The sequence below is a fragment of the Burkholderia aenigmatica genome, from assembly GCF_902499175.1.
Lineage (GTDB): Bacteria > Pseudomonadota > Gammaproteobacteria > Burkholderiales > Burkholderiaceae > Burkholderia > Burkholderia aenigmatica.
The window spans coordinates 1-12,163 of sequence record NZ_CABVQC010000117.1; the positions used below are offsets into that span (position 1 = coordinate 1).

Sequence of the window (12,163 nt, forward strand, 5' to 3'; positions counted from 1 at the left end):
GCGCGCGCGACATCTTGCAGAAGGTCATTCGCGCCAACAGTCGCTTAAGTTCCAAACAGAACGGAACACTGCACTAGATGACGCTTCCGTATCGCTGCGACGCCCCCCGCCCCCGCCGCCTTTGTCGCGCCTTGTCCTCAAAACGATGACAGACAGTCGGCCGCCCCGCTCCTAGTATCTGACTCACCCGACCACAGGAACGCGTCGGATATCACGGAGACACGGAATGCCGAATACCGGATGGACGCCGGCCCACCCGGCCGCGCGCGCGTCGCCCATCGACCTGCCGACTCTGACCGGGCGGCGAGATCGGCATGACGCTCCGGCAGCAGCCGGCCCGCTCCACGACGCATCGCCGCGCCTGCCGCGCCGCACCGGCACCTAGCCACCCCCATCCCATTCCAACCCGACCGGGTACACGCGACCGGACGAGCCACTCGGCCCGCCCGCCAGACACGTGCGCCCGTCGATCTGCCCCCATCCGGAGGAGACACATGCAACACGCCGATACCGTCTATCTGAACGGCCTGCTTTACACGGGCGACGCGCAGCGCCGCTTCGCGCAGGCGCTCGCCATCCAGGACGGCAAGATCGTCGCCGTCGGCCGCGACGACGACATCCGCCCGCTGGCCGGCCCCGCGACGCGCGTCGTCGACCTGACCGGCAGGCTGATGCTGCCGGGCCTGATCGACGGCCACGTGCACCCGCTCGAAGGCCACCAGATCCTCGGCGACTTCGACCTGTCCGGCGTCAACGATCCCGACGCGATCCTGCAGCGAATCCGCGCATGCGCCGATGCGACGCCGGACGAACCGTGGGTCTATCTCGGCGGTGCCAACCTGGCCGCCTTCGGCGCGTATCCGACCCGCGAGCTGCTCGACCGGATCGTGCCCGACCGGCCGCTGCTCGTGGTCGGCTTCGACGTGCACAGCGGCTGCCTCAATACGAAGGGCCTCGAAGCGGCCGGCATCCACGCCGACACGCCCGATCCGGCCGGCGGTGTTTACGAGCGCGATGCGTCCGGCGCGCCGAACGGCGTCGTGCACGAAGCGGCGTTCTACCGCGTCTGCCCGATCATTCCGCAGCTGAGCCCGGCCGGCTACCCGAAGTCGCTCGCGAAAGCGCACGCGATGGCCCACGGGTACGGCATCACCGGCTGGTTCGATGCTCGCGTCGAGGAGGCCGAACTCAAGGCATATGCCGACGCGCAGCGCGCGGGCACGCTGAAGGTGTACATGAGCGCCGGCCTCTATGCGAACCCGCGCCGCGATCCGCGCGAGCAGATCGAGCGCTTCGCCAGATGGCGTCGCGAGTACGAATGCGACAACCTGCGCCTGCATACGGTGAAGATCTTCGTCGACGGCGTGCCCGAATCGAAAACCGCCGCGCTGCTCGAGCCGTACGCCGGCACCGACGACTGCGGCCTCGCGCTGTGGAGCCAGGACGCGCTGAACGAAATCAGCCTGCTCGCCGATACGGCCGGCTTCGACCTGCACTTCCACACGCTCGCCGACCGCGCGGTGCGCATGACGCTCGACGCGCTCGAATATGTCCAGATCCGCAACGGCATGCGCGACCGGCGCGCGCAGCTCGCGCACCTGCAGATTGTCGATCCGGCCGACATGAGCCGTTTCAACCGGCTCGGCGCGATCGCCAGCGTCCAGACGCTCTGGACGGCCGCGCGCGAGGAGCAGCAGCAGCTCTATCGCGACCTGCTCGGCGCGGAACGCACCGCGCGCAACTATCCGTTCCTCAGCCTGCGCAACGCGGGCGCGATGCTCGCGGCCGGCTCCGACTGGTCGGTCAGCACGATGGACCCGATGCAGATCATCCAGACAGGCGTCACGCACCTGCTGATCGACCAGCCCGACAGCCCGCCGTGGAATCCGCACGAACGCCTCGACCTGCTCACGATGCTCGAAGCCTATACGGTCAACACCGCGTATGCGCTGCGCTTCGACGACTGCACGGGTTCGCTCGAAGCGGGCAAGGACGCGAGCTTCGCGATCCTCGACCGCAATCCGTTCGCGCACCCGGTCGAGACCTTCGCGCAAACCTGCGTGATCGAGACGTGCTTCCGCGGCGAAGTCGTGTACGCCGCACCGGGCTGGGCCGACTGAAGCACGCCCCCGGCGGCCGTCAGGCAACGTTGAGCGCCAGCACCTGCTCGGTCGTCAGCACGTCGCCGAACGTGTCCGACAGCGCGGCCAGCGTCGCGCGATGGAGGTCGCGGTGCGATACCGTGCCGCCATCCGCGATGTCGAGGTCGCGTGTCGCACATGCGTCGTCGACGACGATCACCGCGTAGCCGAGCGGCACCGCATCGCGTGCCGCACCGGCGACGCATGCATGCGTCATCAGGCCCGTGACGATCAACGTGTCGATACCGGCCGCCTTCAGGCGCGCATCGATGTCCGTCGTCGGGAACACGCTCACCGACGTCTTCTTCACCACCGTGTGATGCGGTGCCGGCTGCAGGTCCGCGTGGAAGCGGAAGCCGTCGCTGCCGTCCGCGAAGATCGGGCCGTCGGCCGCATCGACGTGCTGGACGTGAAACACCGGAATGCCCGCGCGGTCGGCAAACGCGATCACGCGTTGCGCATTGCCCAGCGCGCGCGGCCCCTCCGGAATCGGCAGGCGGCCGCTGAAGTATTCATTCTGGAAATCGATCACCAGCAGCGCGGTGCGGGCGGCGGCGATCGACGTCGGCGCGCTCGCGCCCGCCAGGGTACGGATGGTCGGATGTTGCATGGGTCGCTCTCTCGGTTGGCCTGTCGAAGGAACGGCGCGCCGGCCCAGCCGGCGCCGCCGGATGCGGCCCGGATGCTCCCGGGACGCGAGGCGCCAGTGTCGGGCCGCGCGGCCTGGCGCGACAGCGGCGCGCAGGACAACGTCCGACAGGATCGGGCCAACGTGCAAACCACCTACGACAGCGCGGCCGTCCGCGCGCCCGGCTGCGTGCGGCCATACGCGACCATCATCGCGAAGCTGAGCAGGAAGCCCGCGCCGCCGATCAGCAGCAGGCCGATCTCGCCGAACACGGGCAGCAGGTTCGTGAGCGCGCCCGTCACGACCCACGCGACGGCCATCACCGAGCCCGCAACACCGAGCGCCCAGCCTTGCCGGTCTTCACTGACCGCGTCGGAGAACGCCGTATACATCGTCGTATACGCGACCATGTCGAAGCAGCCGACCACCATCGCGAGCGCCCACAGCACCGGCTCGTGCGGGAACAGCGCGGACAGGACCTGGCCGACGCCCGCGACGAGCAGGCCCGTCTTCGCGATGTCGACCACGCGCCACACGCGCAGCATCCGCCGCACGACGAACAGCAGGCCGAACACGAAGCAGAGGCCGATCACGCCGCTGAACAACCCGAGCCGCGCGCTCGTGTAGCCGAACTTCGCCTGCAGCAGCAGCATGATGGTCTGCAGGTAGAGCCCATAGCCGACCTGCATCAGGAAGAACACCACCGACAGGAACGCGACGTTGCGCTGGCGCGCGGCCTCCCCGATGATCCGCAGCGGCAGCAGCGGATCGATGCGCGTATCGCCGCGCGGCGCGGCCGAATCGCGATACGACGTCCAGGTCCAGCACGCGCAGACCAGCGACAGCGCGGCAACCAGCACGAACGGCGTGCCGTAATCGAACAGCGGTGAAATCGTGCGGTCGGACGTGACGCCGCCGAGCACCGGGCCGACGATCACGCCCGCGCTGAACGCGAGCGACATGATGCTCATGTTGTACGCCTTGTTCTCCGGCGTGCTCAGGTCGGTGATCGCGGCCTGCGCGATGCCCTGGCAACCGGCCATCAGCCCGGTGAGCCCGCGGCCGGCCAGCAACAGCGCGACGCTCGCATGCCATGCGCCGGCCGCCATCATCGCGTAGCCGGCCGCGAGGCCGAGCAAGCACAGCAGCAGGATCCGGCGGCGGCCGTAACGATCGGACAGGTCGCCCATCAGCGACGAGCCGAAGAACATGCACAACGGGTAGATCCCGTAGCCGAGACCGAGGTAGAAATTGCGCGCGTGCGCACCGGCGTCGGCCGGCAGGATGCCCGCGTGCGGATCGCTGAAGATCGCGGACATCATCGGATAGACGAGCCCGAATCCCATCGCGTCGATCGCGATCGCGAGCAGGCAGGGGCCGAGCAACTTGTAATCGAGCCGGGACATGGCGACCTTCCGGACAGAGTGGATGATCGCCCAGCGTATCGATCGGGCGGCGGCCGCGGTAGGCCGCCGCCCGCGATGCTAAGCATCGGCCGCGCCCATACCCTGCCTGTCGCCCGCGCCGATGGGGCGCCGGTGTGGGCGGCAGGCCACGCCCGCTATTTGACGCTCAACGGCTCGCCCTGAAACTGCCGGCGTGCGAGCACGCACGGCGCACCGTCATGCATGAACACGCTCGCGAGCAGCCCGAACGACGCCGCGAACAGCACGTACCACGCAGGTGCGACGGGCGATCCGCTCGCGTGCGTCAGCCACGTGACGATGAACGGCGCGAAGCCGCCGAACACCATCACCGCGACGTTGTAGGCGAGCGCGATGCCGGTCGAGCGCGAACGCGTCGCGAACTGCTCGGCGAGCGTGGTCGGCGCGGGCCCGTAGCAGATGCCGATGATCGTGCAGATCACGAGCTGCATCACGAGCAGGCGCCCGATGCCCGGCGCCGCAGCCAGCCACGTGAACAGCGGATACGTGACCGTCAGCAGCGCCAACGAACCGGCGATCAGCACGGGACGCCGGCCGATGCGGTCGGACACCAGCGCGGCGACCGGAATCGTCACCGTCAGCAGCGCAACCGCCGCCATCTGCACCTTGAAGACCTGGTCGAGCGGCAACCCGAAGGTCTTGTGCACGAATGTCGGCATGTTGACGAGCATCACGTAGAACACGGCCGTGCCGGTGATCGTCTGCCCCATCGACACCAGCACGCCGCGCAGGTTGTCGCGCAGCACGCGCGACACGCTCGCCGGCGGCTCGACGGCCGACTTGCTGGCGTCGAGGAACGCCTCGGTCTCCTCCATGTGCCTGCGGATCCACAGGCCGACCGGCCCGATCAGCAGCCCGAGCGCGAACGGCACGCGCCAGCCCCAGCTGTGCAGCGCCGCCTCCGACAGCGACTGCGTGGCCCACGCGCCCATCGCAGCACCCGAGAACACCGCGAGACATTGGCCGATCAGTTGCCACGACCCATACAGCCCGCGCCGGTTTTCCGGCGCGCTTTCCACGAGGAACGCGGTCGCGCTCGCGTATTCGCCGCCGGTGGCGAACCCCTGCAGCAGCCGCGCGACGACGATCAGGACCGGCGCCGCCGGGCCGATCACCGCGTACGACGGCGCAAACGTGATCAGCGCGATCGACAGCGTCATCAGGAAGATGATGAGCTGCATCGCGGCCTTGCGGCCCTTGCGGTCCGCATAGAGCCCGAGCAGGATGCCGCCCACCGGGCGCATGAAGAAGCCGACGCCGAAGGTCGCGAGCGACATCAGCAACGACGCGTACTGACTCTCGGCGGGAAAGAACAGCCGCGCGATGATGCCGGAGAAGAAACCGTAAACGATGAAGTCGTACCACTCGAGGGTATTGCCGACGACAGCGGCAACCACCTGCCGATGCCGTGCGTTCCGACGTGAGTCGTGCATGCTTGTCTCCTGCAGTCTCATGGCGCCGCGCCGCATGCGTGCCGCCTTCCGTGGCTGGCATGGGCGAACCGGCTGTTCGTATCGCCGGCCGATGTGGCACGGGCCCGCACCATCGAAATCTCGTGGCCCGCGCGCACGACCGGCGTGAAACGATCATAGGGATACCGAAAACCCGCATCAATTAACGCCCGCGGCGGATGATTAGCCGGAGATTAAATGTTTCCCCGCCGGGCTCCATCACACGAAAACCCCGGAAATTCGCGCATTGTTGCATCCCCGGTTCTGCGGCAGAATCGTCGGCCGCCCTTCCCGTCGTCCGCATCATGCGCAACCGCATCAACGAAGAGATCACGTTCCGCAAGCTCGAGGTGCTGCTCGCCTTCATGGAAGCCGGCAGTCTCGCGAAGGCCGCCGAGGCGCTGGGCGTGAGCACGGTCAGCGTGCACCGCGCGCTGCACACGCTCGAGGAAGGGATGCACTGCGCGCTGTTCCGCCACGAGGGGCGGAACCTGATTCCGACCGACGCCGCGCAAGTGCTCGCCGAAGTCGCGGGCGAAGTGCTCAAGACGATGACCGACGGGATCCGCTCGACGCGTGAGGCGGCCGGCTACGGCGCCGGCCAGTTGAAGATCGGTTCGCTCTACTCGTTGACGATCCGCACCGTTCCCGAAGTCGTGATCGCGTTGAAGGAGCGCCGCCCCGAGCTGCAGGCCGAGCTCGTGCTCGGCTCGAACGCCGACCTGCTCGACAAGCTACGGCAAGGTGCGATCGACGCGACGCTGATGGCGCTGCCCGAACCGGACGCCGAGATCGAATCGATTGCGCTGTTCGAGGACGAGATGTTCTTCGCCGCGCCGATCGACTCGCCGTATGCGCAGCATGACGCCATCGATCTCCGTACGTGCGGCGACGCGCCGTTCGTGTCGCTCGGCGAAGGCTTCGCGACGCATCACGGCTTCACGGAAGCGTTTCGCGCGGCCGGCATCGCGCCGAACGTCGTGATGCGGGTAGGCGACATCTTCTCGCTGATCAACCTCGTGTCGGGCGGCGTCGGCTGCTCGTTGCTGCCCGGCCGCGTGCGCGACCTGTTCGCGCACAAGATCGCGCTCGTGCCGCTCGCCGGGCCGGCGATCCGCCAGACGATCGGCCTGAGCTTCCTGCATCGGCGCGAACGCGACCCGAACCTGCTCGCACTGGCAACGGTGTGCCGGCTGACGGTCAAGGGGCCGAACGCGCGGTAGCGCGCGGATCGCCCGGCCGGCGCGCTTTCCTTCTCCGTTCCCCTCGCGCACCTGCCTCGTTGCGCCCTGGCGCACCCACCCGGCCGTCACGCCCCGACGAAGCGAACACTCATCCGTTTGGACGGCACGAAGCGCGCGCTTTGTTGCGAACATGGCAGTCATTCATCGCGCGGCACGCACACGTGCGTCCGCCAAGGAGACGCCATGAACGACCCCATCCTCGGCCCCATCGACCAGATCGGCTACGTGGTCGCCGATCTCGACCGCAGCATCGCGCGCTGGCGCGAACGCCACGACGTCGGCCCGTGGACCGTATTTCGCAACGTGCGCCTCGACGGCCATCATCTCGGCGCACCGGTGACGGTCACGATGGACGTCGGGCTCGCGTATCGAGGCGATCTGCAGATCGAACTGATTCACGTAACGAGCGACACGTCGTCGCCGTACCGCGATGCGCATGGGCAGCCGCTCGTCGGATTGCATCACGTCGCGTGGGTCGTCGGCGATCTCGATGTCGCGCTCGCACGGCTCACGTCCCGTGGCCTACGTGTCGTGTTTGAAGCACGCAACCCCGCCACGCGCGTCGCGTATCTCGACGACGCCGACGATCCCGGCGTGCGCGTCGAAGTCATCGAAGGTGCCGGCATGCGCGACGTGATCGCGCACGGCATCGCAGAAGCCCGCGCCTGGGACGGCACCGATCCGGTTCGCATCATCGACGCGGCGGGCACCTCCGCGTAAGCCCCCTCTTACTCTCACGCACAGGAGCAAACAGCATGAAACGACTCGAAGGCAAGGTGGCCTTGATCACGGGCGGTGCCCGCGGCCAGGGCGAAGCGGAAGCGCGCCGGTTCGTTGCCGAAGGCGCGCGCGTGGTGATCGCCGACGTGCTGGATGACGCCGGCCGACGCGTCGCGGCCGAGCTCGGCGACGCCGCACGTTTCCAGCATCTCGACGTGACCAGCGAAGCCGACTGGCAGACTGCCGTCGATGCGACGCTCGCGCAGTTCGGACGGCTCGACATCCTCGTGAACAACGCGGCGATCCTGAAGCTCGTGCCGATCGAAGCGTGTTCGCTCGACGACTATCGCAAGGTGATCGACGTGAACCAGGTCGGCTGCTGGCTCGGCATGAAGTCGGCACTTGGTGCGCTGAAGGCGGCAGGCGGCGGCTCGATCGTCAACGTGTCGTCGACGGCCGGGATGGAAGGCGTCGCGGGCGGCAGCGCATACGTGTCCAGCAAGTTCGCGGTGCGCGGGATGACCAAGGCCGCCGCGCTCGAATTCGGCCGCTACGGCATTCGCGTGAACTCGGTGCACCCGGGCGGCATCGATACGGTGATGGCGCGCCCGCCCGAGTTCGCGGATTTCGATCCGTCGTCGATCTACAGCGGCCTGCCGATCGCGCGCATCGGCAAGCCCGACGAAGTGGCGAACCTCGTGCTGTTCCTTGCGTCCGACGAATCCGCGTACTGCACGGGATCGGAATTCATCGTCGACGGCGGGATGCTCGCAGGAAGTTCGTTCCACTGACACGCATCCAGGTCGACGCACGCCGGCCAACCCGGCGGGCGTTTTCGTTCTCGTTTTCGTTTGTGGGCCACCGAGTGAAAAGTACGGCCTTCCCGCACCAGAAAACGACAATGCCGCCGGCGGCCCTCCCGCGCGGCGGCATCGTCATGTGCGGAGCGACACGCCCCGCGTCGCTCAGTACCCCTTCGGCTGGATCGCCGGCGCGCCGACGCTGCGCGCCGCCTGCCTGCCGCCGCGCACGAAGCGGCGCCCGTGCGGCCCGTACACGCCGTCCGGTTCCGGGTACAGCGTCAGCAGCGCGAAATACAGCATCCCGCCCATCACCAGCGACACCGGCACGCTCAGGTCGAGCCCGCCCGCGAGGTTGCCGAGCGGCCCGACGAACTGGCCCGGCAGGTTCACGAACGACAGCCCGACGAACGCCGCCGGCAGCCACTCGCCCATCGCGCGCACGTTCCAGCCGTGCGTGAACCAGTAATGGCCGCCGCGCAGCCCGCGGTTGAACACCTGCAGGTCGTCCGCGAGATAGTAGCCGCGCCGCGTCACGTAGCCGATCACCATGATCGCCATCCACGGGCAACTGAACGTATCGATCAGCGTGGAGAACGTCGCGACGCTTTCGACGAGGTTGAACCAGAAACGGCCGACGAAGATGAACGCGATCGCGATCGTGCCGATCAGCAGCGTCGCACGCACGCGGTTCAGCAGTCGCGGGAACATGCTCGATACGTCGAGGCCGGTGCCGTACAGCGCGGTCGTACCGGTCGACATCCCGCCGATGATCGCGATCAGGCACATCGGCAACAGGAACCAGCGCGGCGAGATCGCGAGCAGGCCGCCGACGTAGTCGTTCGACGCGATGAACGCGGGCGCCTTCGTCGCGATGATCGTCGCAGTCGCGAGGCCGAAGAAGAACGGCACGAAAGTCGCGATCTGCGCAGCGAACACGGCGCCCATCACGCGATGCTTCGGGGTGCTCTGCGGGATGTAGCGCGCCCAGTCGCCGAGCGTCGATGCGAACGATACCGGGTTGCTCAGTGCGACCAGCACTGCACCGACGAACGCGGCCCAGAAGCCCGCGCTGCCCTGCTGCACCGTGCCGGCATAGCTCATGTCGAACAGGCCGGCGAATGCGAACAGGCCCGCGACGAACAGCACGCTCGCGGCCCACACGGCGATCTTGTTGACCCACAGCATGAAGCGGAAGCCATAGATGCAGACGATCAGCACGAGCACCGCGAACACCATGTACGCCGCGCCGAGCGTGAAGCCGTTGACCGGCACGCCGACCATGTTGTGCGCACCGCCGACGAGCGCATCGCCCGAGCTCCACACCGCGAGTGAGAAAAACGCGATCGACGTGAGCAGCGCGAGGAACGAGCCGACGATCCGGCCATGGATGCCGAAATGCGCGCCGGACGACACGGGGTCGCTCGTACCGTTGCGCGGGCCGAACAGGCTCATCGGCGCAAGGATGCAGGTGCCGGCGAGCACGCCGAGCACGATCGCGCAGACACCCGCCTTGAACGACAGCCCGACCAGCACGGGAAAGCTGCCGAGCACCGATGTTGAAAATGTATTGCAGCCGCCGAACAGCAACCTGAACAGATCGATCGGCCGTGCATAGCGCGATACATCGGGAATGCGCTCGAAACCGAACGACTCGACCTGCGTAATCCTGCCTTCACTCATTTGTCTCCCACTCCTCTGGTGCATCTGTATGGCCCGTGACTGCGGCGATACGACACATCGTCATCGATTCGCGGCCACTCTAAACCGGATCGCGCGGCGCAAATATCACGCATTCGAGACGTTTACGACGAAGAAGAACAATGTTTCCCGGCAGGCCAGCGGCCGGCGCCCGCGCCACCCGTATGGCGCAGGCGATGCGACGTCAGTGCGCGCCCTCCGCCGCCGGCGCGCGGCACGCCGTCAGGCCCCGCTGAACGGCCTGCCGTGCCTCGATGCCGGCAAGCCAGCGCTCGACGTGCGGGTAGCCGGCCAGATCGATACCGAGCTCGGCCGCCGCGCGCAACCACGGGAACGCGGCGATGTCGGCAATCGAGTAGCGCGACGACGCGAGATACGCCGATTCCGCCAAGCGGCCGTTCACGACCCCATAGAGACGCCGCGCCTCGTTCCGGTAGCGCTCGAGCGCTTCCGCATTGACCGTCTTCGATGCATGCAGGAACCACCAGAGCTGGCCGAGCATCGGCCCGATCCCGCCGATCTGGAAGTGCAGCCATTGCTGGACGGCCGTACGCTCGGCCAGCGTGTCGGGATGCAGAAAGCCCGTCTTCGCGGCGAGATAGCTCAGGATCGCGCCGGATTCGAACACGGTCAGCCCGATGTCGTGGTCGACGATGGCCGGGATCTTGCCGTTCGGGTTGATCGCGAGGAACGCCGCGCTGCGCTGCTCGCCGGCGGACAGGTTCACGTGCAGGCGGTCGTGTGCGAGCCCGGCCTCTTCCAGGTAAATGGCAACCTTGTGCCCGTTCGGCGTGTCGGCCGTATAGAACGTGAGGGGGTGCGTCGAGATCATGTCGGTCCTTGTCTTCCGGTTATAGTTGCAACTACAATCGTTGCAATTGCAATCCTATGCCGGAACCGATAACCCGGCGACATGCCAGTACTCGAAGGAGGGACATGCAGACTGCGCGACCCGGTCCGCCCGTGCGGACACCCGACACCCACCGCGCCGCGGCGGCCTGCCTCGACAGGCTGATCACGCAGCGACTCGTGCCGCGTGGCCGCGCGGTATCGCCGCTCGGCGCGATGCGCGCGGCCGCCGATTGCCTCGAACGCGATGAGACGACCTCGGAACGCGTCTGGATCGTGCGCGCCGATGCGCGGGAGCCGGTTGCGGACGCGGGGGCGCAGCGCCGCATCAGTGCATGGCCGCTGCGGTTTCTCGATGCGCGCAACCGGTTCGAGCGGCCGCTTCTGTACCTGCTGCACGCACGCGCGACCGACCGGCTGCGGCTGGCGTCGGTCGAAACCGTCGATCGCGGGATCTTCGTGAACGATGCCGAAACGATCGCGTCGTCCTGGCCGAAAGGCGTGACGCCCGACGTCCCGCACTGGCTGGCCGCGAACCCCGCGTGCACGCCGTACGATCCGGCTTCAGGGCATGAGGCGATCGCGATCCTGCGCCACGCGTTGCGCACGCTCTATGTCGCCGGCCAGCCGGGATTCTGCTACCTCGCGAGCCACGACGACCCGGTGCCCGGTGCGAAGCCGCTGTCGGCCACGGCAGCCCGCGATGCGTTCAGCGGCATGGTGCGGGCCGGCCGGCGCACGGCAGGCGGCGCAGCCGCGCAGATCCGGCTGTGCGGCGCGGGCAGCACGCTCGCGCAGGTGATGGAGGCGGCCGATCTGCTGCACGACGACTGGCGCGTCGATTCGACGATCTGGAGCTGCCCGAGCTACACGCAGCTCGCCCGCGACGGTCACGCGGCCGACCGGTGGAACCTGCTGCACCCGCACGACGAACCGCAGATCGCGCATGTGCGCCGATGCATCGGCGACAGCCGCATACCGGTGCTTGCGGTGACGGGTTACGCGGGGCACGTCGCCGCGCAGATCGGCGCGTTCGTACCGGCCCGCTTTGCGGCGCTCGGCGCGGATCTGGCCGGCCCGGGCCCCGCCACGCGCGCGCCGAATGCACGCTGGATCGCCGCGGTCGCGCTTCGCCTGCTGGCCGACGACGGCCGCGTGCCGGCCGACTGGGCCGCGCAGGCGAT

General features: G+C 68.0%; 10 protein-coding genes. 5 read left to right on the forward strand and 5 right to left on the reverse strand.

What is annotated here, in order from left to right; translation table 11 throughout:
- Nucleotides 1-494 precede the first annotated feature (494 nt).
- A complete protein-coding gene (locus BDO18943_RS41410; RefSeq protein WP_175026596.1) occupies nt 495-2,120 on the forward strand; it encodes an amidohydrolase in 1,626 nt (541 codons plus the stop codon).
- A gap of 19 nt (nt 2,121-2,139) precedes the next feature.
- Here the strand turns inward: BDO18943_RS41410 and BDO18943_RS41415 are convergent, their stop codons facing one another.
- The 3 genes from BDO18943_RS41415 to BDO18943_RS41425 all read right to left on the reverse strand — a co-directional run bounded on the left by BDO18943_RS41415 (nt 2,140) and on the right by BDO18943_RS41425 (nt 5,647).
- Complete coding sequence (locus tag BDO18943_RS41415; RefSeq protein WP_175026597.1) at nt 2,140-2,751, reverse strand: cysteine hydrolase family protein; 612 nt, start codon at nt 2,749-2,751, stop codon at nt 2,140-2,142.
- 173 nt (nt 2,752-2,924) lie between these two features.
- Nucleotides 2,925-4,175, reverse strand: a complete 1,251-nt coding sequence (locus BDO18943_RS41420; protein WP_175026598.1) for an MFS transporter — start codon at nt 4,173-4,175, stop codon at nt 2,925-2,927.
- 155 nt (nt 4,176-4,330) lie between these two features.
- Nucleotides 4,331-5,647: an MFS transporter gene (locus tag BDO18943_RS41425; protein ID WP_175026599.1), complete on the reverse strand. Its 1,317-nt coding sequence runs from the start codon at nt 5,645-5,647 to the stop codon at nt 4,331-4,333.
- 323 nt (nt 5,648-5,970) lie between these two features.
- Here BDO18943_RS41425 and BDO18943_RS41430 point away from each other — a divergent pair, with 323 nt between their 5' ends.
- The 3 genes from BDO18943_RS41430 to BDO18943_RS41440 all read left to right on the forward strand — a co-directional run bounded on the left by BDO18943_RS41430 (nt 5,971) and on the right by BDO18943_RS41440 (nt 8,420).
- On the forward strand, nt 5,971-6,888 hold the full coding sequence (locus BDO18943_RS41430) for a LysR family transcriptional regulator (protein WP_089452376.1): 918 nt from the start codon (nt 5,971-5,973) through the stop codon (nt 6,886-6,888).
- Between the two features lie 204 nt (nt 6,889-7,092).
- Nucleotides 7,093-7,629, forward strand: coding sequence for a VOC family protein (locus tag BDO18943_RS41435; RefSeq protein WP_175026600.1), 537 nt, complete (start codon nt 7,093-7,095; stop codon nt 7,627-7,629).
- Between the two features lie 35 nt (nt 7,630-7,664).
- Nucleotides 7,665-8,420, forward strand: coding sequence for a glucose 1-dehydrogenase (locus BDO18943_RS41440; protein ID WP_175026601.1), 756 nt, complete (start codon nt 7,665-7,667; stop codon nt 8,418-8,420).
- 174 nt (nt 8,421-8,594) lie between these two features.
- On the opposite strand, the gene BDO18943_RS41445 is transcribed toward BDO18943_RS41440, so the two are convergent.
- Nucleotides 8,595-10,112, reverse strand: a complete 1,518-nt coding sequence (locus tag BDO18943_RS41445; protein ID WP_235996327.1) for a purine-cytosine permease family protein — start codon at nt 10,110-10,112, stop codon at nt 8,595-8,597.
- 202 nt (nt 10,113-10,314) lie between these two features.
- Nucleotides 10,315-10,962, reverse strand: a complete 648-nt coding sequence (locus BDO18943_RS41450; RefSeq protein WP_175026603.1) for a glutathione S-transferase family protein — start codon at nt 10,960-10,962, stop codon at nt 10,315-10,317.
- Between the two features lie 104 nt (nt 10,963-11,066).
- On the opposite strand from BDO18943_RS41450, the gene BDO18943_RS41455 reads away from it, so the two are divergent.
- Nucleotides 11,067-12,163 (forward strand): transketolase-like TK C-terminal-containing protein (locus BDO18943_RS41455; RefSeq protein ID WP_175026604.1); only part of this gene is annotated, 1,097 nt, incomplete at its 3' end.